The sequence below is a fragment of the Nocardioides marinquilinus genome (genome assembly GCF_039543705.1).
GTDB classification, from domain to species: Bacteria; Actinomycetota; Actinomycetes; order Propionibacteriales; family Nocardioidaceae; genus Nocardioides; species Nocardioides marinquilinus.
This window is the reverse complement of the sequence record NZ_BAABKG010000004.1, coordinates 431734-453523: the sequence shown is the minus strand read 5'-3', so window position 1 is coordinate 453523 and position 21790 is coordinate 431734. Positions and strand designations below refer to the sequence as shown.

Here is a 21790-nt window from a genome sequence, read left to right as displayed (position 1 = left end):
TCGACCGTGCGGGGTCTCGAGGCCCGTCGCCAGGGCTCCTCACACCTCGACCGCCGTCAAAGGGCGGCGGCCATCCCGGCGCACGCCTTGAGCCACGACATCCTGGTGGCCTCGGAGAGCTGGTTGTAGGGGACGACCGAGCCGGCGACGAGGGCCGGGTCGTAGGGGACGCGGTAGACCGCGCGGGTGCGCTGCTCGTAGACCTGGACGAGGTCGGCGGCGAGCTTGTCGTCGACCTTGGCGGAGGGGTCGGAGACGACGGTGACGCACTTGTACTTCAGGTTCGACATGCCGGCGTCCTGGAGGGCGTCGAGCATCCAGAGGCCGCTGTAGCCGGTGTCCTCGCGCACGGTGCTGGTGACCACGAGCAGGTCGGCGGCGTCGGCGGCGGCGAGCCAGTTCTCGGCGCGCATGTTGTTGCCGGTGTCGACCAGGATGATCTTGTAGAACCGCTCGAGCAGGGCGTGCACCTCGTTGAAGTCCGAGGCCTTGATGGTGCCGGTGACGTCGGGGCGCTCGTCGGAGGCGAGCACGTCGAAGTGGGCGTCGCCCTGCGAGCGCACGAACGAGCTGAGGTCGCCGATGCGCGACTGGTAGACGTCGTTGAAGCGGCCGAGGTCCTCGAGCAGTTCGCGGGTGGTGTTGCGGTGCGAGCTGCGGGCGCCGCGGATGCCGAGCGTGCCGCGGGTCTCGTTGTTGTCCCAGGCGACGACGCCACCGCCGCGCACGGTGCCGAAGGTGAACCCGGCGGCGAGGACGCCGGTGGTCTTGGCCGCGCCGCCCTTGGGGTTGATGAAGGCGATGGTGCGGGGACCGTCGAAGTCGCGCTGGATGGCGTGGCGGTCGTTCTCGTACTCCTGCTCGCGCGGGCCCATCTTCGGCGAGATCAGGCCACCCGACCAGCGCCGCATCTTGCCGCGCCAGCCCCAGGTGGCGGGGCCCATCGTCTTCTCGTTCTCGCGGCGGTCGAGGAAGTCGGTGGCGGTCATGAACCGGCGGGGCTCGCCGCGGGCGGGGTCCTGCGGGGGCAGCTGCAGGCCGGGCTCGGCGGGCGGGACCGCCTGCATGGGCGGGGCGGCCGGCGGAACCACCGGCGGGACGGCGGCGGGCGGGGCGGCGACCGGGGGTGCGGCCGGCGGGGCCGCCGGGGGCGGGCCCGACGGCATGGCGGCGGGCGGCGGGCTGGACGGCGGCGGGCAGGCGGGCGGCGCGGACGGCGGCGGGGTGGACGGCGGCGGGCCGGCCGGCGGCTGCACCTGCGGCCAGCAGGCGCTGGCGGCGTCCTCGGGCTCGGGGGCCTCGACGGGCGGCTGGTAGGTCTCGAACGCCGGGTCGTCGGAGGCAGCAGCCGCGTCGGCCGCGTCCGCGGGAGCGTCGGTCCGGGGCGCGGGTGTGCGCCGCGTCGGCGGGTCGACGTCGGGGAGCGGGTCGTTGAGCGGGTCGGGCGCGGCGGTCCCGCTGTGCTGGCTCTGGTAGGCCTCCAGCTCGTCGGGCGTGAAGAGCCGGTCGCTGGTGTCGGAGACCGGCTCGGGCGACTGCGGGGTCTCGGTCATGGCGCTCCTGTCGGATGGGGGGATCGCGCGAGACGCACGTGACTCGGAGGTGTTCGTGGTGCTGCAGTGTGCTGGTGGTGCGGTGGGACCCTAGCGTCATCTCGCGTGACGGCAACGCGTCCGTGGGGTTGTGCCCCGAACCGGACCCGTCTACCCGTCCTCGCGCGCGGGTGGGTCACCGAGCGTGGTGGCGGGCCCGAGCGAGGCAGAACACGCCGTAGCCGACGTAGCCGACGGCGATGACGCCGAGCAGCACCGGCCCGTAGGGCTGCTCGAGCACGGTGCGCAGGGCCTGGTCGAGGCCGCCCGACTTGTCGGCCTCGTGGGTGAACGCGGCGTAGAGGAACAGCCCGCCGACGATGCCCAGCGAGACCCCCTTGGCCACGTGGCCCAGCCGACCGAGCCACCGGATGACGGTGCCGGAGCGGCCGCTGCGGGCGGCGCCGTCCATCTTCTCCAGGTAGGACTCCTTGTAGGCGATCACGAGCAGGCCGATGCCGACCGCGACGATGCCGAGGCCGATCAGGCCGACGAGCACCTGGCCGCCGGGCATGTCCATGATCTTCGCGGTGGTCGAGTCGCTGCCGCCGCCCGAGCCGCCGCTGCTGGAGCCGGTGGCGACGCGCACCGCGCTGATCGCGATGACCAGGTACACGACTGCCTTGCCCGCCGAGAGGAGGCGGTGGCGCGTGCGCTCGCTGACCGGGCCGTCGCCGTCGTCGTCGTCGCCGCGGTGGCCGACGGCGGCCTCGAGCGCCTGCCAGCCGGCGAGCAGGACCATGCCGACGGCGAGCAGCCAGACCAACACCTTGCCGAACGGCTGCTCGGCCAGCTGCGCGAAGGCCCCGGTCGAGGACGCCGAGCCCTCGCGGTCACCGAGAGCGAGGCTGAGGGCGAGCCAGCCGATGATCAGGTGGACGACGCCGAACGCGACGAACCCGGCCGCAGCGGCGCGGTCGGTCCAGTCGCTGCTCTGGGCGCGGTCGGCGGCGGCCTTGCCGCGGCGTGCGGCCTGGCCGGCCTGTCCGGAGGTGGGGGTCACGACAGGTCTCCGATGGCGGTCTCGATGGCGCGGTGGAAGGTCGGGTAGGCGTAGATCATCGAGCGCAGCACCTCGACCGGGACGCCGGCGTGGACGGCGACGGCGAGGGCCCCGATGATCTCGCCGCCGGCGGGGCCGACGACGGTGGCGCCGACGAGCACGCCGCGGTCGGCGTCCTCGACGACCTTGACCAGGCCCCGGGCGCCGGGCCCGTGGGTGAAGCCCCGCGAGGACTGCTCGAGCGGGGTCGAGCCGACCCGCACGGCGAGCCCGGCGTCGCGGGCCTGCTGCTCGGTGAGGCCCACGGCGGCGACCTCGGGGTCGGTGAACGTGACGTGCGGCAGCGCGTGGTAGCTCGCCGGCGGGCCGTCGTCACCGAGCAGGTCGCGCTGCGCGATGCCCGACTGGTACATCGAGACGTGGGTGAAGGCGCCCTTGCCGGTGACGTCGCCGATGGCCCAGAGACCGTCCTGCACGCGCATGCGGTCGTCGACGTCGAGGGTGCGGGCGGTGGGGTCGAGGCCGACGGTCTCGAGGCCCAGGTCGTCGAGGTTGGGGGTGCGGCCGGCCGCGACGAGCAGCCGGTCGGCGGTGAGCGTCTCGCCGCTGCCGAGGCCGATCGTGAAGGTGCCGTCGGCGTAGGAGACCGACGTCGCCTCGGCGCCGGTCATGACGCGCAGCCCCTCGCCGACCAGCACGTCGGCCAGGAGCGCGGACGCCTCGGGCTCGTCGGCCGGCACGAGGCGGTCGCCGTGCTGCACGATCGTGACCCGCACGCCGAACCGGGCGAAGACCTGCGCCAATTCGCAGCCGATCGGTCCGCCGCCGAGGACGACGAGCGAGCCGGGCAGCTCGGTGGCCTGCAGCGCGTCGCGGTTGGTCCAGTACGGCGTGCCGGCGAGCCCGTCGACCGGCGGCGCGGCCGGCCGGGTGCCGGGGTTGAGCACGACTCCGCGCGCGGCGGCGGCGCGCAGGGTGCCGCCGTCCGGTCGCTCGACCTCGACGCGGCCCGGTCCGGCCAGGCGGCCGATGCCGTGCACCACGGTGGCGCCGGCGCTCTCGAGGCGCTCGACGGCGACGGTGTCGTCCCAGCCGGCGGTGGCCTGCTCGGAGACGCGGCGTGCGACCGGCGTCCAGCTCGGGACGACGCTGACCTCGCCCGCCAGCTCGGCCGCGCGGCCCGCCTCGGCGAGCGTGTCGGCGGCGCGCACCATCATCTTGGAGGGGATGCAGCCGTAGTAGGGGCACTCGCCGCCCACCAGGTGGCGGTCGACCGCGAGCACCCGCAGCCCCGCCTTCGCGGTCGCCGTCGCCAGCGCCTCGCCTCCGGGGCCGAGCCCCACCACCACGACGTCGTACTGCTCGTCCTCGGTCACGGCCTGCATCATCCTCGCTCGGGGCGGGCGGCGTCCTCCCCCGTGCGGACCGAACGGATCCGGCCCCATTGAGGACAGGAACTGACCGCTTGGAGCGGCAGAATGCTCGTCATGGACATCAGGATCGAGCTCGTCAGCATCCCCGTCACCGACATCGACCGCGCCATCGCGTTCTACACCGAGCAGGTCGGCTTCACCCTCGACCACGACCACCGCGTCAGCGACGAGGTGCGGTTCGTGCAGATCACCCCGCCCGGGTCGGCGTGCTCGATCCTGGTCGGTCACCTCAGCGGCATGGCACCGGGCTCGCAGCAGCAGCTGCAGTGCGTCGTCCCGGACGCCGACGCGGCGCTGGCCGAGCTGCGCGAGCGTGGCGTCGAGGCGCAGGGCGTCGACGAGCAGCCGTGGGGCCGGTTCGTCTACTTCGCCGACCCCGACGGCAACACCTGGAGCTACCAGCAGGTCGTGCCGCAGGGCTGAGGCCCCACGCCGGCGTCAGGCCGGCGCGGTCTTGTGACGCTGGATGGCGCCGAGCACGCCGTTGACGAAGACCGGCGACTCGTCGGTCGACAGCTCGCGCACCAGGGCCATGGCCTCGGTGACCGCGACGGTGTCGGGCACGTCGTCGGCGTGCAGCAGCTCCCACGCGCCGAGGCGCAGGACGTTGCGGTCGACGGCCGGCATCCGCTCGAGGGTCCAGCCCTCGGCGTAGCGGCGCAGCAGGTCGTCGAGCTCGTCGCGGTGCTCGCTCACCCCGCGCACCAGCGTCTCGGTGTAGGGGTTGGTCGGCCCGTCGCCGGCGGCCTTCGAGCGCTCCAGCGCCTCGACCGGCGACTCGCCACGCAGGTCGCTGGCGAACAGGACGTCGAGCGCGCGGCGTCGCGCCTTGGACCGGGCGCTCACCGGGCGCCCGTCGTCCGGGCGGCCCGGGGCGTCACGACTTGACGCGACCCAGGTAGGAGGAGTCGCGGGTGTCGACCTTGACCCGCTCGCCCTGGTTGATGAACAGCGGGACCTGGATCTCGTGCCCGGTCTCGAGGGTCGCGGGCTTGGTGCGACCGGTGGCGCTGTCGCCGGCCAGGCCCGGCTCGGTGAAGGTGATCTCGAGCTCGACCGAGGCGGGCATCTCGATGAACAGCACGCGGCCGTCGTTGGTGGCCACGACCGCCTCCTGGTTCTCGAGGAGGAAGTTGGCGGCGTTGCCGACGATCTCGGGAGCGATCTCGAGCTGGTCGTAGGTGCCGGTGTCCATGAAGACGTAGGACGTGCCGTCGTTGTAGAGGTACTGCATCGTGCGCTTGTCGACCGTCGCGGTCTCGACCTTGGTGCCGGCGTTGAAGGTCTTGTCGACGGTCTTGTTGGACTCGACGTTCTTCAGCTTGGTGCGCACGAAGGCGGGACCCTTGCCGGGCTTGACGTGCTGGAACTCGATGACAGCCCACAGCTGCCCGTCGATGTTGAGCACCATGCCGTTCTTCAGGTCGTTCGTCGAAGCCATGGCCGCGAGTCTAGGAGGGGCGTCGTGCGCGCCCGAATCGTCGGCGTGGGCAGCCCCTCACCCCCGGTACATGGATCCCAGGTCGACCTCACCGACCCTCAGGAGGTCGACCTGGGATCCATGTATCCGCGCCGGAGAGCGGGGCCCCCTCGCAGGCGCGGATGGCGGCCGCCTGGCCCGTCCGATCGAAGTAGTCGTCCAGCGTCTCGGGGGCCGGGTCCCAGGCGGGCCGGTCCAGGGTCCAGGCCCGACGCTCCGGCGACAGGAACGGTGCCCGCTTGCGAGCGCCGAGGAGGCGCCCCGCCGCCGCCGAGCGCGAGTCACCGGCCACGATCTCGGCGTACTCGAGGCCGTGGTCGCGGAACCGCTCCTCGCGGACGCGGTCGCGCCGGTGCCGGCTGCGCGAGCGGTGGATGGCCCCTGCGTACTCGCCGACCAGTCCTGCGGCTGGGTCGAAGAGGTCGGGGACGCCGATCAGCCGACCGCCGAGGTCGTAGACCGGGGCGTTGACCAGCGGGTCCGGGAGCCCGGCGACGAGCTGCCACACCAGCCTGAGCCAGCTCTCGCGGGGGGAGCGGCTCTCGTCGACCGCGAGCGAGGCCGCGTGGCGCGCCAGACCGACTCCCGTGCGCGCGTGACACCACCAGAGGAACTCGGCGAACAGCCACACCGACAGCAGTCGAGCAGCGGCCGTCATGTCGATCGCCTGGACGGCGGGCCACAACCGGCCGCGCGTACGGATCTCGTCGAGCAGCGCGCGCGCCGGTGTCGCGACCGGTACCCCCGCCACCGTAGTCCGTTCGCGCGGCCCCACCTCGGCCCGCCGGACCAGCGTGCCCGGCCACGGGCCGAGGCTCGTGTGCTGGTGGATGGCGAGCTCGACGGGCGCCGGGACGCCGTCGACTCCCATGCCGTCGAAGTAGGTCGCGCCGTGCCACCGCAGGGCCGCCTACCCGGTCACGAACCCCCGGGACCCGTCCACCGGCAGGCGACAGGCGGCGTCCACGACGCGCTGCTCGACGACGCCCGGGCGGTCGCGGGGCACGTAGAGGCCTTTGCCGACCCGCTCGTAGTGCGGACCGTTGGCGACGCGCCACGTGAGCCCGTCAAATGCCGAACGACCGGCGCGCACCGCGTGCACGAGCCCGGCCGGTCGGCGGCAGACCGGGTCGAAGGCACCGTCGTCCTCGCTCGCGATCGCCATGCCCCGTGATGTGCCGCGCGCGGTGCGGGTGCACTCGGGTGATCTCGCGAGCTGTGGACAACCCCCGCGCGAGCCGCCCCTGTGGACGGTTCGTGGTCATCTCGCCCGGATGCGTCAGCTGGGGTAGATGGACAGCTGGTCGACGTCCACCGGGGTCCCCGAGGTCGACCAACGATCCATCTATCCCGAGATCAGGCGGGCGACGGTCTCGAGGGCGACGCGGTAGCCGTCGACGCCGAGGCCGGCGACGACGTCGGCGGCGTGGGGGGTGACGACGGAGGTGTGGCGGAAGACCTCGGGGCGCTGGGAGGGGTCGGAGAGGTGCACCTCGACCAGCGGCGCGGTCAGCTGGGCGCAGGCGTCGTAGACCGCCCACGAGTAGTGCGTCCAGGCGGCGGCGTTGAGGACGACGGGGGTGGCGGCGTCGGCGGCGTCGTTGAGCCAGTCGAGCAGCACGCCCTCGTGGTTGGTCTGGCGCACCTCGACGTCGAGGCCGAGGTCGGCGCCCCACGCCCGGCACCGCTCGGCGAGCTCGTCGTGGGTGGTGGTGCCGTAGATCTCGGGCTGGCGTCGTCCGAGGCGGCCGAGGTTGGGCCCGTTCAGCACGAGCACCGGCACGCTCACACGAACCCGCCGATCGCCAGGTAGGCCTCGCGCAGGTGCTCCTCGCTCGGCCCGGCCAGCACCCGCGGCGCGCCGACGTCGTCGAGGACCACGAAGCGCAGCGTCGCGCCGCGCGCCTTCTTGTCGACCCGCATCGTGGCGAGCAGGACGTCGAACGGCGCGCCGTCGTAGGTGACCGGCAGGCCGACGCGCCGGAAGGCGGCGCGGTGCCGCTCGACGACCTCGGCCGACAGGCTGCCTGCCCGGTGGGCGAGCTCGGCGACGTAGACGCAGCCGATGGCCACCGCCTCGCCGTGGCGCACCTCGTACTCCTCGGCCCGCTCGATCGCGTGGGCCAGCGTGTGGCCGTAGTTCAGCGCCTCGCGGCCCGGGTGGCCGCCCTCGCCGCCGGTCTCCCTCAGGTCGGCCACCACCACGTCGATCTTCACGCGGATGGCCCGCTCGACCAGCTCGCGCAGCACGGGCGAGCCCGGCACCAGCTCGTCGGGGTGGGTCTCCTCGACCAGCCGCAGGATCTCGGGGTCGGCGATGAAGCCGCACTTGACGACCTCGCCGAGGCCCGCGACCAGCTCGGCGCGCGGCAGGGTCTTGAGCAGCGCGAGGTCGCAGAGCACGCCCGACGGCTCGTGGAACGCACCGACGAGGTTCTTGCCCGAGGAGGTGTTGATGCCGGTCTTGCCCCCCACCGCCGCGTCGACCATCGCCAGCAGCGTGGTGGGCACGTGCACCACCCGCACCCCGCGCAGCCACGACGCCGCGACGAACCCGCCGAGGTCGGTGGTGGCGCCGCCGCCGAGGGTGACCACGACGTCGGAGCGGGTGAACCCCTCCTCGCCCAGGCCCTCCCAGCAGGCCACGAGCACCTCGGCGGTCTTCGCCTCCTCGCCGTCGGGGACGGCGAGGACGGTGACGTCGCGCTCGTCCATGCCGTCGGGCAGCGGGTCGAGCAGCGGCCCGACGAGGTCGTCGACGAGGTGGGTGAGCGCCTCGGGGCAGATCACCGCGACGCGCAGCGCGTCGCCCACCAGGTCGGCCAGCCGGCCGGCGAGGTGGTGGCCGACGACGACGTCGTACGGCGAGGCGCCGCCGACGTGCAGCACGGTCGGCTCGGGGTGGGCGGGGTCGCCGGGGGCGGCGCTCATGCGAGGGCCGCCTCGACCCGGTCGGCCACCTCGGCCGGCGTCGCGTCGTCGGTGTCGACCACCGCGGTGGCCACCGACTCGTAGATCGGCGCCCGCTCGTCGAGCAGCGCCTTGACCCGCGCCCGCACGTTGCCGAGCAGCAGCGGCCGGCCGGCGCCGAGCCCGACCCGCTTCACCGCCTCGCTCAGCCCCACGCGCAGGAAGACGACGGGGTGGCCGGCGAGCAGCGAGCGGGTGCGCTCGTCGAGCACCGCGCCGCCGCCGAGGGCGAGGACGCCGTCGTGCGAGGCCAGCGCGGCGGCGACGGCGTCCCGCTCGAGCTCGCGGAACCGCGCCTCGCCGGAGTCGACGAAGATGTCGCTGACCGAGCGGCCCTCGGCCGCCTCGACGTCGGCGTCGGTGTCGCGGGCGGTGACGCCGAGGCGCTCGGCCAGCAGCGCCGCGACCGTCGACTTGCCCGCGCCCATGGGGCCGACCAGCACCACCCGCGGGCTCACCGGTACCTCAGCGACGCCAGGTAGGACTCGGCGTTGCGGCGGGTCTCGCCCACTGAGTCGCCGCCGAACTTCTCCAGCACGGCGTCGGCCAGCACCAGCGCCACCATGGCCTCGGCCACGATGCCGGCGGCGGGGACGGCGCACACGTCGGAGCGCTGGTGGTGGGCCACGGTGGCCTCGCCGCTGGCGACGTCGACGGTGCGCAGTGCACGGGGCACGGTGGCGATCGGCTTCATCGCCGCCCGCACGCGCAGCCACTCCCCCGTCGTCATGCCGCCCTCGGTGCCGCCCGACCGGCCGGTGGCCCGGCGCAGCCGCGACCCCTCGGGGCCCTCGGTGGTGACGATCTCGTCGTGGGCCTGCGAGCCCGGCGTGGCGGCCAGCTCGAAGCCGTCGCCGACCTCGACGCCCTTGATCGCCTGGATGCCCATGAGCGCGCCGGCCAGCCGCGAGTCGAGGCGGCGGTCCCAGTGCACGTGCGAGCCGAGGCCCGGCGGCAGACCGCTGACGACCACCTCGACGACGCCGCCGAGCGTGTCGCCCTCGCCGTGGGCCTGGTCGACGCGGGCCACCATCGCGGCCGAGGCGTCGGGGTCGAGGCAGCGCACGGGGTCGGCGTCCAGGCGCTCGACGATGCCGGGCTCGGCCGGGTCGGGGACGACGCCCGCGGGCGCCCGCACGCCGCCGAGCTCGACGACGTGCGAGACCAGGCGGGCGCCGACGCTCTGCTCGAGCAGCGCCGAGGCGACGCGGCCGAGCGCCACGCGGGCGGCGGTCTCGCGCGCGGAGGCCCGCTCGAGCACCGGGCGGGCCTCGTCGAAGTCGTACTTCTGCATGCCGGCGAGGTCGGCGTGGCCGGGCCGGGGCCGGGTGAGCGGCGCGTTGCGGGCCTGGGCGTCGAGCACCTCGGCGTCGACCGGGTCGGCCGACATCACGGTCTCCCACTTGGGCCACTCGGTGTTGCCGATGGTGATCGAGACCGGGCCGCCCTGGGTGCGGCCGTGGCGCACGCCGCCGGTGAGGGTGACGGCGTCCTGCTCGAACTTCATGCGGGCGCCGCGGCCGTAGCCGAGGCGGCGCCGAGCGAGCGCGTCGACGAGGTCGTCGGTGGTCAGCGCGACGTGCGCCGGCACGCCCTCGAGGATCGCGGTGAGGGAGGGACCGTGGGACTCACCTGCGGTCAGCCATCGGAGCATGCCCCGAGTCTCCCATCGGCCTGTGACGGCCGGACGCCGGTCACCCGCCGACGAGACGCGCCACCGGCTCGCCGACCAGCAGGCCGGCCAGCACGCCGAGCAGCAGGAACGGCCCGAACGGCTGGTGGCGGGCCAGCTCGCGCCGGTCGCGCCGCACCAGCGCGACGCCGACCGCCGGCAGCGCGAAGAGCACGAGCGCGGCGTAGACGCCGACGACCACCTCGGCCCAGCCCTGCTGGGCGAGCACGAGTCCGATTAGCGCCGCGAGCCGCACGTCGCCGTAGCCGAGCCCGCCGGGACGCACCCACCACAGCGCGTAGAAGATCGCGAAGACCACGGCGAGGCCGGCCAGCGGGCGCGCCAGCAGCCCGGCGTCGCCGTCGAGCAGCGCGACCACGGCCACGTAGCCCAGCGCCCAGACCACCCCGGCGCGCACGACGAGCCGCGGCAGCGTGCGGGTGTGCAGGTCGACGGCGGCGAGCAGGACGCCGAGCGGCACCAGCGGCACGAACAGCACGAGGTCGCGCTCGACCCCGAGCGCCGCCACCAGCACCACGGCGACGGCCGCGGCCACCAGCGAGCACACCGGACCCAGCGCGGGTGCCGAGGCGACGTCGGCGTAGAGCCGCTTCGGGCCCTCGTCGAGCCGCATCTGCTCGCTGGTGGTCAGTGCCCGCTCCTCGACGGCGGCGGCGAGGTCGGCCAGCTCGGGGTCGGCCGGCGGCTCGGGCAGCCGCGCCACGACGGCGGGCACCAGCAGCCCGGCGACGCCGCAGCCGACCGCCGCGAGCGCCCCGACCAGCACCGGGTCGACCGCGTCGGTCACGACGCCCGCGCCTCGAGCACCGCCGCTCCGGCGTCGCGCATCGCGTCCAGGGGTGCCGCGTGCCCGGTGAACAGCTCGAGCTGGCGGGCCGCCTGGTGCACGAGCAGGTCGAGCCCGCCGACGAGCACCTGCCCGCGCGCGGTGGCCGCGGCCGCAAGCGGGGTCGGCCATGGGTCGTAGAGCACCTCGAAGATCACCGGGACGTCGGCGCACCGGGCCACGAGGCCGTCGTCCTGCGCGGCGGCGGGGACGGTCGAGACGACGACGTCGCCGACCACCGCGGCGTCGAGCGGCGCGACGACGACCTCGGGCGACGACGGGTGGGCGCGCAGGGCCGCCAGGGTGGACGCCGCGCGCTCGGGCGAGCGGGCGAGCACCCGCAGCGAGCGGGCGCCGAGGTCGGCCAGGGCCAGACCGACCGAGGCCGCGGTGGCCCCGGCGCCGAGGATCGTGGCGGCCGCGACCGGGCCGTCGTGCCGCTCGCGCACCGCCGCCGCGGCGCCCGGCAGGTCGGTGTTGTCGAGGCGGCGCGCGCCGTCGTCGTCGACCACCAGCGTGTTGGCCGCCCCGGCCAGCGCCACCGCGTCGGTGCGCGGCCCGACGAGCGCCAGCACCTCGCGCTTGAGCGGCATGGTGAGCGACAGCCCGCGCCACTCCCCCGGCTCGAGCGTCGCGAGGAACGCCGCCAGCCCGCCCGAGGGCACCCGGACGGCGTCGTAGCGCCACCCGTCGAGCCCGAGCGCGGCGTAGGCGGCGCGGTGCAGGACCGGTGAGAGCGAGTGGGCGATGGGGTCCCCGAGGACGGCGCAGCGCACGGTCAGCCGCTCAGCCGGTCGGACGCCGGGTCGGGACGCTCAGTCGCACAGGTCCGACCGGTCGCAGAAGGCGTCGAGCTCGGCCCTGAGCTGCGCGAACTCGTCGGGGCTCTCGGCGAACTTGGTCTCGCCGGTGCGGAGGTTGACGGTGGCGTAGTAGTACCAATCGCCCTCGGCGGGCTGGGAGGCCGCGCGGAGGGCCTCGGCGCCCGGGGCGGCGATCGGGCCCGGCGGCAGACCCGTCTGCGTGTAGGTGTTGTAGGGGTCGTCGGCGACCGCCTGGATCTCGGGTTCCGTCCGCCGCGCCTTCTTGTCGCCGTAGATGAAGTCGACGGTGGCGTCGATCTGCAGCAGCCCCACCGTGCCCTGGGTGCCGGGGTTGTCGAGGCGGTTGTAGATCACCCGCGCGATGCGGGCCTTGCCCTCCTCGTCGAGGAGGCTGCCCTCGGCCTGCACCATGCTGGCGACGGTCATGACGTCGTGCACGCTGTAGCCGAGCTGCTTGGCCCGGCGGGCCAGGCCGACCTCGTCGGTCTCGGTGCGCCACCGGTCGACCATCTGCTTGAGGACGTCGGCCGCGCTGGTGTCGGAGAAGAACACGTACTGGCCGGGGTAGAGGTAGCCCTCCGCGTTGCCGCCGGCCGCCGGGGGCAGCCCGAGCGCCTTCGGCTGGTCGAGCGCCTCCTCGAACTCGCGGGCCGAGAGGTCGGTGTCCTCGACCAGCAGGTCGACGAGCTCGGCGACGGTCTTGCCGGGCAGGATGTTGAACTGCGAGCCGCGGGTCGTGCCGGCGACGAGCAGGTCGAGCGCCTCGGCGGCCGGCAGCCGCGTGGGCACGCGGTAGACGCCGGGCTGGATGGTGGGGTCGCCGTCGTCCTGGGAGGCCTCGACGAACGCCTCGGTTGAGGCGACGACGCCCTGGTCGAGCAGCGTCTTGGCGATGCCGGAGACCGAGGCGCCGTCGATGACCTCGACGGTGACGGGCGCCCCCTGGTCGTCGCGGGCGTAGTCGTCGGCGTCGCCGCCGAACTGGTCGGCGATGGCGTCGATGCCGCGTGTGACCACGAACCAGCCGCCGACGGCGACCACGACGAGCGCCACCAGGATCGGCAGGCACCCCGACAGGCGGCGCCGGGCGCGACGTCGTCCGCCCGGCACGATCGGCTGGCTCGAGGTGTCGTCGCCGTGGAAGGCCAGGCCGTCGTCCGAGTCGACCGGTCCCGCGTCGGCGTGCGGGGCGTCGTCGTGCTCAGGCATTCGGGTCCTCGTGGTCGGCGGCTTGGACGGCGACCAGCTCGCCGGGGGGTCGTCCGGCGGTGCGCTCGCTGTCGAGGGCGTGCTGCAGGATCAGCACCGCCGCCGCCTGGTCGACGACGGCGCGGCGCGCAGCGCCCTTCACACCCTGGTCGCGCAGCATAGCCTCCGCCGAGACGGTGGTGAGGCGTTCGTCGACCAACCGCACCGGCACCGGCGCCACGGCGCGGGCCAGCCGCTGGGCGAACCCGCGGGCGGTGCGGGCCGCCGGCCCCTCGCCGCCGGAGAGCGAGCGGGGCAGCCCGACGACCACCTCGACCACCGGCGAGAGCTCGCCGGCGTCGCGCACCAGCCGCTTGAGCCGGCGCAGGTCGCCCGCGCCGCGGCGCACCGTCTCGACCGGTGTCGCGAGCATCCCGGACGGGTCGCTGCGGGCGACCCCGATGCGGGCCTGCCCGGGGTCGACGCCGACGCGGACGCCCGGCCTCACGCGGCTCCCGGGCGCTCGCCGAGCCGGCTCACCGGCCGGTGACCGTCTCGGCGACCATGGTGCCCACCAGCGCCAGGGCCTCGTCGACGCGGGCGACGTCGCTGCCGCCGCCCTGCGCCACGTCGTCCTTGCCGCCGCCGCGACCGCCGAGCAGCGGACCGAGGGCGCGCACGAGGTCGTTGGCGCTCAGCCCGCGCGCGCGTGCGGGGTCGTTGACGGCCGCCACGACCGAGACCTTGCCGTCGGCCGCGCCGACCACCACGACGACGGCGGGCTCGTCACCGGGCAGCCGGCCGCGCACGTCGAGCGCCAGGGTGCGGACGTCGCCCGCCCCGGCGCCGTCGACGCGGTGGGCCACGACCTTGACGCCGTGGACGTCGTCCGCGCCGGCCGCCACCTGCGCACCGCCGGCCAGCAGCTGGCCGAGGCGCAGCCGCTCGAGCTCCTTCTCGCTCTGGCGCAGACGCTCGACGAGGTCGCCCACGCGGCCGACGAGGTCGTCGGGCTGGGTCTTGAGCAGACCGGTGAGCCGGTTGACGACGTCGCGCTCGCGGGCGAGGTAGGCGAAGCCCTCGACGCCGGTGAACGCCTCGATGCGGCGGTTGCCGGAGCCGACCGACGACTCGCCGGTGACCACGACCGTGCCGATCTGCGAGGCGTGGTCGACGTGGGTGCCGCCGCACAGCTCGCGCGACCACGGGCCGCCGATCTCGACGACGCGCACCTTGGTGTTGTCGTAGGTCTCGCCGAACAGCGCGAGCGCGCCCCAGTCGCGGGCCTCCTCGAGCGTCATGTACTGCCAGCCGACGGGCAGGTCGGCGCGCAGCGCCTCGTTCGAGACCTGCTCGATGTCGCGCACCTGCTCGGGCGCGAGCGCCGTCGTCCAGCCGAAGTCGAGACGCAGGTAGCCGGGCCGGTTGTAGGAGCCCGACTGCAGCGCGCTCGGGCCGAGCACCTGCCGCAGGGCGGCGTGGACGACGTGCGTGCCCGAGTGCGCCTGCCGCGCGCCGGTGCGCCACTCGGGGTCGACCCGCGCGTGGAGCACCGCCGCGTCGCCGCCGCTGCCCAGCTCGCCGTCGACGACCCGCACCTGGTGCACCACCAGGCCGCGCACCGGCCGCTGCACGTCGAGCACCTCGAGGCGGCCGCCGTCGAACTCGATGATGCCGGCGTCGGCGGCCTGGCCGCCCGACTCGGCGTAGAACGGGGTGCGGTCGAGCACGATCTCGCCGACCTCGCCGTGGCCGAGCGAGGCGGTGGGCGCGCCGCCCTGGAGCAGCGCGAGCGGACGCGACTCGGTCTCGAGGGTCTCGTAGGCCAGCCACGCGGTGGGGCCGTGCTCGTCGAGGATGCTGCGGTAGACGCCGGTGTCGGCGTGCTGCCCGCGCTTGGCGCGCGCGTCGGCCTTGGCCCGCTCGCGCTGCTCGGCCATGAGCGAGCGGAAGCCGTCCTCGTCGACGCCGAGACCCGCCTCGGACGCCATCTCGAGCGTGAGGTCGATCGGGAAGCCGTAGGTGTCGTGCAGTGCGAACGCGCTCTCGCCCGACAGGCGCGACTCACCGGCGTCGCGCACCCGGGTGGCGGCGAGGTCGAAGATCTGGGTGCCCGACTGCAGCGTCTTGCGGAACGCCTCCTCCTCGGCGAACGCGACGCGCGAGATGCGGTCCCAGCCGGTGTGGAGGTCGGCGTAGGTCTCGCCCATCCGGTCGCGGCTGACCGGCATCAGCTCGGGCAGCGCGGGGTCCTCGTAGCCCAGCAGCCGCATCGAGCGGACGGCGCGGCGCAGCAGCCGGCGCAGCACGTAGCCGCGCGCCTCGTTGCCCGGGGTGACGCCGTCGGCGATGAGCATCATCGAGCTGCGCACGTGGTCGGCGACCACGCGCAGCCGGACGTCGTCGACCGGGTCGGCGCCGTAGCGGCGTCCGGTGAGCTGCATCGCCTTCTCGATCACCGGGAACATCACGTCGATCTCGTACATGTTCTCGACGCCCTGGGTGAGGAACGCGACGCGCTCGAGGCCCATGCCGGTGTCGATGTTGCGCTTGGGCAGCGAGCCGGAGATGTCGAAGTCCTCCTTCGACCGCACCGCGCTCAGCTCGTCCTGCATGAAGACGAGGTTCCAGAACTCCAGGTAGCGGTCCTCGGCGGAGAAGTCGCCGTCGGGACCGTAGGCCGGGCCGCGGTCGTAGAGGATCTCCGAGCACGGGCCGCCGGGGCCGGGCACGCCCATCGACCAGTAGTTCTCCTTGGGGCCGAGCCGGATGATGCGGTCGTCGGGCAGCCCGGTGACCTTCTTCCACAGCGCGAGCGCCTCGTCGTCCCCGTCGAGGATCGAGGGGTAGAGCCGGCCCTCCTCGAAGCCCCACCCGCCGTCGGACTGCGGCTTGGTCACCAGCTCCCAGGCGAGCTCGATGGCGCCCTGCTTGAAGTAGTCGCCGAAGCTGAAGTTGCCGCACATCTCGAAGAACGTGCCGTGGCGGGTGGTCTTGCCGACGTCCTCGATGTCGGGGGTGCGCACGCACTTCTGCACGCTGACGGCGCGGTCGTAGGCCGGGGTCTCCTGGCCGAGGAAGTAGGGCTTGAACGGCACCATGCCGGCGTTGACGAACAGCAGGTTGGGGTCGTCGAGCAGCAGCGACGCGGAGGGGACGGGCGTGTGGGCGCCGACGGTCTCGTTGCGCTCGAAGTGCGCGACGAAGCGCCGCCTGATCTCCGAGGTGTCCATCAGCTGGTGCCTGCTTCCTTCTCGCTCGTGCTGGGGTGCCGGGTCGGGTTCGTGGTGGGCAGCGGGGCGGGGCGGTCGTCGTCCGCGGGGCTGCCTGCAGTGAGCGCCGCGCCCATGCGCTCGCGCAACCGCGTTTCGGCGTCGGCCTTGCCCTGGGCCACCTCGTCGCGGAACATCCGCAGCCCGACGACGGTGGCGCCGATGCGGTCCTGCAGGCCCTCGACGCTCAGCGCCTCCGCGGCGCGGCGGGCGCGCAGCGTGGCGTAGAGCCCCGCACCGGCGCCGGCGGCGAACCAGAGGGCGCGGCTCATCGCGGCCGCCTCGTCGGTGGGCTCACGCGGCGTCCCGGACGCGGGCGCGCTGGCGCGCCTCGACCTCGCGACGGGCCTGGCGGACGTCGGCGCGACGCTGCTTGCGCGCGCGCTTGACCTCGCGCCGCATCTCGAACCGGATGCGGTGGCGGGTCTCGGGGGCCAGCGCGCGGCGCAGACCGGCGGCCAGCGAGGCCGCCTGGACGACGCCCTCGCGCAGCACGAGGTCGGCGAACATCGGTGCGGGCACGGTCGGGACCGGGGTGGCGTCGGCGTCGGCCTCGGCGTCCGGCCGGGCCAGGGTGGTGACGACGTACTCCCGCTCGTCGCGGCGCACCGGCGCGGGCTCGGGCCGCTCGGCGGCGGCGAGCCGCTGCTCGATCGCCTCGACCTGCTGCTGCAGCGCGCCGAGGGCCGCCGCGGCGCGGGCCCGGCTGCGCCTGACCAGCCACGCCACGAGCAGGCCGGTGACGACCAGGGCCGCCAGGACGACGAGCAGCACCCAGGCGGGCACGCTCAGGTCCTGGTCCATGGCACGCGAGCCTACCGAGCGGGGTCGGTCGTGAGGCGACCACCGGTGGTCGAGCAGGCCGATCGTCTGCGCGAGTCCGTCGTCGAGACCCCGCACGGACCACGGGGACCTTCGCGTGGCCGGCCGGTGGTCTCGACGACGCTCGTTCCTCGCTGCTCGACGACCGGAGACCTCACGGTCGTCGGGGGGCGAGGCCGGCCCCGGCCGAGCCTCGAGACCCCGCGGCGTCGACGAACAGCTTCGTGTGCCGGCGGCGTGCGCGGAGAATGCGGGCATGGACGAGCCGTTCTACGCCGACGCGGCGCTCTACGACCGACTGTTCCCCGGCCGGGAGGAGTCGATCGGCTTCTACCGGGCCGAGGCCGACCGGCAGGGTGGCAGCGTGCTCGAGCTGGGCGCGGGCACCGGCCAGAAGCTGGTGCCCATCGCCGCCGACGGCCACGCCGCCACGGGCCTCGAGCTCTCCCCCGCGATGCTGGCCGGGGCGCGACGGCGGGCCGCCGACGCCGGCGTCGAGGTCACGTGGGTCGAGGGCGACATGCGCGCCGTCGACCTCGGCCGCACCTTTGACCTCGTCGTCATCGCGGCCAACTCGCTGCTGCACCTGCACGAGGTCGACGACCTCGTGCGCTGCCTGCGGTCGGTGCGCCGCCACCTCGCGCCCGGCGGGCGGCTGGCGCTCGACGTGTTCAACCCGAGCGTGCACCTGCTGGCCCGGGCGGACGGCGTCCGCCGCCGGCGCGACGCGCTCACCTTCACCGACCCCGACCGCGGGGTCGTGCACGTCGACGTCGCCGAGACCTACGACGCCGCCGCGCAGGTCACCCGCGGCACGTGGTTCCTCTCCACCGACGTCGAGCCGGACTTCCTCGTCGTCCCGCTCGAGCTGCGCAGCGTCTTCCCGCAGGAGCTGCCGGTGCTGCTCGCGCTCGCCGGGCTGCGGCTCGTCGACCGGTTCGGCGACTGGTCGCGCGGCCCCTTCACGGCCGCCTCGCCGATCCAGTTGTGCGTGTGCGAGACCGACCGGGCGGCGGCCGGTGGGTGAGACTGGCCGCATGACGTCGACGGGCAGGGTTCGGGTCTGGCACGAGGACGACGGCTGGGGCGTGATCGACTCGGGCGAGACCCCCGGCGGGTGCTGGGCCCACGCGAGCGCCGTCCTCGTCGCCGGGGCGGCGGGCCTGCGCGCCGGCCAGGAGGTGCGGTTCACCTTCGAGGCCGCACCCCAGACCCCTACGCGTTCTGCGCCGTCGAGGTGTGGCCGGCCGACCGCGAGCCGGACCGCTCGGCCGTGGTGGAGGTCGAGGGCCTGTCGTCCGTCCTCTCCTCGACCCTGACCCTCACCTTCGACGACGACGACTCAGAAGACTGACGGCCCGTCGCGCCGTCCGGGCCGACCGGCTCGACCGGCTCGCGGCTCGTGGACGGACCGAACCGGACGGCCGCGTGTCAGCCGCAGGTGGCGAAGCTGAGCGGCCCGAGGCTGCCGCTGCTGCCGCTGCCCGAGGTGAGGGTCACCCGCGACCGCAGGCCGGGGCGGTCGGCCACCACGAACGACGTCACGGGTCCCCTCGCGCGCTCGGCGACGGTCTCGAGCCGCTGCCGGCGCACGACCTCGCCCTCACGGACGATGGCGATGGTGGCGGTGGCGCTCGCGCGTGACTTCCGGTTGTCGATGCGCGCGAAGATGCGGATGTTGCCCGACGTCGGGTTGCGCCGCTGGCAGGCGAGGAGCGTCACCTTGCCGGTGTCGCTCGTCCCCGAGATGTACGTCGAGAGCCTCGGCGGGTTGGACGACGCGCCGGCCGTCGGCGTCACCAGCCCCACCAGGGCGAGGCAGAGCGCGAGGGCGAGACCCGCCCGGGGCAGCAGCAGGGGCACTCGGGTGGACCGTTCGTTCGTCAACACACTCTCCGTCGCGTCGGGGGCAGGAAGGCGCAGGTTACGCGGCGGCCGCGGCGCTGTCCGCGGTTCGCCGCGGTGGTCACCCGCGGGTGGTCGTGGGTGGTCGCGGGTGATCGTGGGTGGCAATCACCACGTCATCCGCCACGTGTCACCCTCGCCCTCCGGCTCGTCGTCCGGGGCCCCGACCGTCTCGACCCGCAGCAGGTCGGCCACCGGCACCTCCCGCACCACCGTGGCCAGCAGTCCCGCGCCGGGATCGCCGGACGCCAGCAGCAGGCGGCCGTCGCGCCAGCCGTGCACATGGACGCCGTCGACGAGCTCCTTGGAGCCGTCGCGCCGCACGAGGAGCACCGCGGTCGGCCCGGCGGGCGGCTCCTCGGCGTCGAGCTGCTCGGCCGGACGGTCCCGGCCGACGAGGCGCCAGGTGCCGGCGTCCCGCTCGAGCACGTAGGCGTCGCACCCCGGCAGGTCGCGGGCGTCGGTCGGGAGCAGTGGACCTCCGGGCGCCACGGTGCCGAGCACCGAGGCGATCGCGCCGCCGTGGCTCACCGCGACCATCGTGCCGCCCTCGTGCCGGTCGGCGACGTCGTCGAGCACGGCGAGCACGCGCCGGGCGACGGCGTGGCCGTCCTCGCCGCCCGGGATGCCGACCGACAGGTCACCCGCGAGCCAGCCCAGCAGCAACGGCTCGAAGAGTCCGGGGTCGTAGGGGCGCCCGCGCTCGGCGCCGACGTCGTGCTCGTGCAGACCGACGCGGACGTCGACCGGCAGCCCGAGGCCGGCGGCGGCGATCTCGGCGGTCTGCACCGCGCGCGACAGCTCGGAGCAGACCACGGCCACCGGCGCGGACGCGCGCAGCCGCTCCCCCAGGCGCCGGGCCTGGAGGCGGCCCCCGGCGGTGAGGCTGCCGCCGCTGTCGCCGTTGCCGTCGGACTCGTAGGCCGCCTCGCCGTGGCGGGCGAGCACCACCCGGGTCACCGCCGTCCGCATCACCGGAGCACCGTAGCCAGGCCGTCGGATTCAATGACGGCATGAGCCGCCTCGTGCCGACGAGCGACCTCGCGCCGGCGAGGTGGCTGGTCGAGGCGACCCCGCTGTTCGGAGGCCGGGTCGCCGAGATGCTCCCGGGCGGCTACGAGACCTACGTGCGGGTATTCCACCGGCCCGACCAGGGCCGGCCCGAGGAGGGGTCGGCGACCACGTGGGCCGAGGTCGCCGAGCGTCACGACACCATGCTGCACCCCGAGGCCCAGTGGTGGTCGCTCACCGGTGGACGGCTCGACTCGCCGCACTCCACGGACGAGGACGGTCCGGCCGACGGACCGGCTTCCGGCTCGCTCGACCCGTTGACGCTCCCCCGGCTGGCTCGTCACCTCGGTCAGCACACCGACACCCCGGGACGCTGTCACGTCGCCCTGTGGGACGGCACCGGAGCGAGCCCGCGCTCGTGGGAGGCGTGCCCGCGATTCATGTTGCCCGGCCGCGCCCACTGGCTGTTCCCGCCCGTGCCCGTCGCGGACGTCGTCCGGGTCGCGGTCGCGTTCGAGCTGCAGGGGCGCGAGGAGCAGCTCGCCGAGACGGGGCGCCTGCGCAACCTGTTCACGTTCGGGCACGACCGGCCCCTCACCCCGAGCGAGGTGACGGAGGTCTGCACGCGGTTCCTCCGCCGACTGCGCGCGGACGGCGACCTGCAGTCGCCCTCGTGGTGGTGGCCCGACGACCGGGCCTGGATCGTCCATTCCGAGGTCGACCTCGACAGCACCCTCGTCGCCGGACCGCGTGCGCTCCTGGCCGCCCTTCTCGACGACCCCGGGATCGAGTGCCTCGAGGTCACCCGCGCGACGTCGCTGCTCGCGAACGCCGACCGGGTCAATGTCGCCCACCTCTGACGGCGACCCGGCCGTGGCACCATCCGGACCCGTGCCGCCCGTGACCTACGACGTCGTCCGCGCCCGGGTCGAGCGGCTGGCGGCCACGCTCGACCGGCCGCCCGTCGTGGGCGTCTCGGGGCACGGCGGGGCCGGCAAGTCGACGCTCGCCGCCCGTCTGGTCGGCGACCTCGGCGGCCGGCCCGACCAGGTCGTCGGCACCGACCGGTTCTACGCCGTGGGCGCGGGGCCCGGCTCGGGCCTGCTCGACCTCCACGACTGGCCGCGGCTGCTCGAGCTGCTGCGGCGGGTGCGGGCCACGCCCACCCCGGCCCGACTGGGCTACCCCGTGCGCACCTACGAGGGCGCCGAGCGGGTCGTCGACGTGGCGATGCCTCCCGTGGTCGTCCTCGAGGGCATCCGGCTATTCCGCCCCGAGACCCGACCGCTGCTCGACCTCGCGGTCTGGATCGACCTGTCACCCGAGGTCGCCGGACGCCGCGCGGTCGAGCGCAACCGCGGCCAGGGCGACGACGACGCCGAGCTCGACCTCTGGCGCACGAAGTGGGTCCCCGAGGGGTGGGCGTACGAGCGCGCGGTGCGTCCACGGCTGCTGGCGGACGTCGTCGTCCCCGCCGAGGAGGTCGGTGCGTCGGACTCGGCGGGCCGGTAGCGGACCGTGACAACGGTGGTCGAGGTGCGAGGCCGGCCACGGCCGAGCCCCGAGACCTCGTGGGGAGCACGCCAACGTTCGCCTGCAGCGGCCCTTCGACAGGCTCAGGGTCCGTGGGGCCGGGTCGACGTCGGAGAGCCGGAGGTCCCTCGCACCTCGACCACCGCGGGATGACGGTGGTCGAGGTGCGAGGCCGGCCACGGCCGAGCCTCGAGACCTCGTGGGGAGCACGCCAACGTTCGCGTGCAGCGGCCCTTCG

Annotated in this window: 24 protein-coding genes; 4 read left to right on the top strand and 20 right to left on the bottom strand. The window is 74.8% G+C overall.

Annotated features, from left to right (window positions below; translation table 11 throughout):
• Positions 1–56: 56 nt before the first annotated feature.
• From ABEA04_RS17525 to ABEA04_RS17515, 3 genes are all read right to left on the bottom strand, one after another.
• Positions 57–1553: a MinD/ParA family ATP-binding protein gene (locus tag ABEA04_RS17525; protein WP_345461563.1), complete on the bottom strand. Its 1497-nt coding sequence runs from the start codon at positions 1551–1553 to the stop codon at positions 57–59.
• A gap of 175 nt (positions 1554–1728) precedes the next feature.
• Entirely contained in the window at positions 1729–2595 is an 867-nt protein-coding gene (locus tag ABEA04_RS17520) for a DUF1206 domain-containing protein (protein ID WP_345461560.1), read from the bottom strand.
• Complete coding sequence (locus ABEA04_RS17515) at positions 2592–3971, bottom strand: dihydrolipoyl dehydrogenase family protein (RefSeq protein WP_345461557.1); 1380 nt, start codon at positions 3969–3971, stop codon at positions 2592–2594. Before ABEA04_RS17515 ends, ABEA04_RS17520 begins: the two co-directional genes overlap by 4 nt.
• 111 nt (positions 3972–4082) lie before the next feature.
• Between ABEA04_RS17515 and ABEA04_RS17510 the strand changes: the two genes are divergently transcribed.
• Positions 4083–4451, top strand: a complete 369-nt coding sequence (locus ABEA04_RS17510; protein ID WP_345461554.1) for a glyoxalase superfamily protein — start codon at positions 4083–4085, stop codon at positions 4449–4451.
• Positions 4452–4466: 15 nt separating this feature from the next.
• On the opposite strand, the gene nusB is transcribed toward ABEA04_RS17510, so the two are convergent.
• From nusB to ABEA04_RS17435, 15 genes are all read right to left on the bottom strand, one after another.
• Entirely contained in the window at positions 4467–4874 is a 408-nt protein-coding gene (nusB, locus tag ABEA04_RS17505; RefSeq protein WP_345461551.1) for a transcription antitermination factor NusB, read from the bottom strand.
• 31 nt (positions 4875–4905) lie between these two features.
• Positions 4906–5469 (bottom strand): elongation factor P, encoded by a 564-nt coding sequence (gene efp, locus ABEA04_RS17500; RefSeq protein ID WP_345461548.1) that lies wholly within the window; start codon positions 5467–5469, stop codon positions 4906–4908.
• An 88-nt stretch (positions 5470–5557) separates the two neighbouring features.
• The gene (locus tag ABEA04_RS17495; RefSeq protein ID WP_345461545.1) at positions 5558–6379 is read right to left on the bottom strand and encodes a hypothetical protein; all 822 of its coding nucleotides are present in this window, start codon (positions 6377–6379) and stop codon (positions 5558–5560) included.
• A gap of 39 nt (positions 6380–6418) precedes the next feature.
• Entirely contained in the window at positions 6419–6673 is a 255-nt protein-coding gene (locus ABEA04_RS17490; RefSeq protein WP_345461542.1) for a hypothetical protein, read from the bottom strand.
• A gap of 180 nt (positions 6674–6853) precedes the next feature.
• Positions 6854–7297 (bottom strand): type II 3-dehydroquinate dehydratase, encoded by a 444-nt coding sequence (locus tag ABEA04_RS17485; protein ID WP_345461539.1) that lies wholly within the window; start codon positions 7295–7297, stop codon positions 6854–6856.
• Positions 7294–8439 carry a 3-dehydroquinate synthase gene (gene aroB / locus ABEA04_RS17480; RefSeq protein ID WP_345461536.1) on the bottom strand — a complete coding sequence of 382 codons (1146 nt, stop codon included), beginning with the start codon at positions 8437–8439 and terminating at the stop codon, positions 7294–7296. The genes ABEA04_RS17485 and aroB overlap by 4 nt, the downstream gene beginning before the upstream one ends.
• Positions 8436–8936 (bottom strand): shikimate kinase, encoded by a 501-nt coding sequence (locus ABEA04_RS17475; protein WP_345461533.1) that lies wholly within the window; start codon positions 8934–8936, stop codon positions 8436–8438. The genes aroB and ABEA04_RS17475 overlap by 4 nt, the downstream gene beginning before the upstream one ends.
• Positions 8933–10132, bottom strand: a complete 1200-nt coding sequence (gene aroC / locus ABEA04_RS17470) for a chorismate synthase (RefSeq protein WP_345461530.1) — start codon at positions 10130–10132, stop codon at positions 8933–8935. The genes ABEA04_RS17475 and aroC overlap by 4 nt, the downstream gene beginning before the upstream one ends.
• A 40-nt stretch (positions 10133–10172) precedes the next feature.
• A complete protein-coding gene (locus tag ABEA04_RS17465) occupies positions 10173–10958 on the bottom strand; it encodes a prepilin peptidase (protein ID WP_345461527.1) in 786 nt (261 codons plus the stop codon).
• Complete coding sequence (locus ABEA04_RS17460; protein ID WP_345461524.1) at positions 10955–11773, bottom strand: shikimate dehydrogenase; 819 nt, start codon at positions 11771–11773, stop codon at positions 10955–10957. Before ABEA04_RS17460 ends, ABEA04_RS17465 begins: the two co-directional genes overlap by 4 nt.
• Before the next feature lie 39 nt (positions 11774–11812).
• Complete coding sequence (mltG, locus tag ABEA04_RS17455; RefSeq protein WP_345461521.1) at positions 11813–13030, bottom strand: endolytic transglycosylase MltG; 1218 nt, start codon at positions 13028–13030, stop codon at positions 11813–11815.
• Positions 13023–13517: a Holliday junction resolvase RuvX gene (gene ruvX / locus ABEA04_RS17450; protein ID WP_345461518.1), complete on the bottom strand. Its 495-nt coding sequence runs from the start codon at positions 13515–13517 to the stop codon at positions 13023–13025. The genes mltG and ruvX overlap by 8 nt, the downstream gene beginning before the upstream one ends.
• 28 nt (positions 13518–13545) lie before the next feature.
• Positions 13546–16242: an alanine--tRNA ligase gene (alaS, locus tag ABEA04_RS17445; RefSeq protein WP_345461515.1), complete on the bottom strand. Its 2697-nt coding sequence runs from the start codon at positions 16240–16242 to the stop codon at positions 13546–13548.
• Positions 16242–16553 carry a DUF6167 family protein gene (locus ABEA04_RS17440; protein WP_345461512.1) on the bottom strand — a complete coding sequence of 104 codons (312 nt, stop codon included), beginning with the start codon at positions 16551–16553 and terminating at the stop codon, positions 16242–16244. Before ABEA04_RS17440 ends, alaS begins: the two co-directional genes overlap by 1 nt.
• A gap of 22 nt (positions 16554–16575) precedes the next feature.
• Complete coding sequence (locus ABEA04_RS17435; protein WP_345461508.1) at positions 16576–17085, bottom strand: hypothetical protein; 510 nt, start codon at positions 17083–17085, stop codon at positions 16576–16578.
• A 274-nt stretch (positions 17086–17359) separates the two neighbouring features.
• On the opposite strand from ABEA04_RS17435, the gene ABEA04_RS17430 reads away from it, so the two are divergent.
• The gene (locus ABEA04_RS17430; RefSeq protein ID WP_345461505.1) at positions 17360–18130 is read left to right on the top strand and encodes a class I SAM-dependent methyltransferase; all 771 of its coding nucleotides are present in this window, start codon (positions 17360–17362) and stop codon (positions 18128–18130) included.
• A gap of 404 nt (positions 18131–18534) precedes the next feature.
• Here the strand turns inward: ABEA04_RS17430 and ABEA04_RS17425 are convergent, their stop codons facing one another.
• Entirely contained in the window at positions 18535–18966 is a 432-nt protein-coding gene (locus ABEA04_RS17425; RefSeq protein WP_345461502.1) for a hypothetical protein, read from the bottom strand.
• A 150-nt stretch (positions 18967–19116) separates the two neighbouring features.
• Positions 19117–19980: a histidine phosphatase family protein gene (locus tag ABEA04_RS17420; RefSeq protein ID WP_345461810.1), complete on the bottom strand. Its 864-nt coding sequence runs from the start codon at positions 19978–19980 to the stop codon at positions 19117–19119.
• Between the two features lie 41 nt (positions 19981–20021).
• Between ABEA04_RS17420 and ABEA04_RS17415 the strand changes: the two genes are divergently transcribed.
• Together ABEA04_RS17415 and ABEA04_RS17410 are read left to right on the top strand one after the other, a co-directional pair.
• Positions 20022–20879: a hypothetical protein gene (locus tag ABEA04_RS17415; protein ID WP_345461499.1), complete on the top strand. Its 858-nt coding sequence runs from the start codon at positions 20022–20024 to the stop codon at positions 20877–20879.
• 31 nt (positions 20880–20910) lie between these two features.
• Entirely contained in the window at positions 20911–21531 is a 621-nt protein-coding gene (locus tag ABEA04_RS17410) for a hypothetical protein (RefSeq protein WP_345461496.1), read from the top strand.
• Positions 21532–21790: the final 259 nt, after the last annotated feature.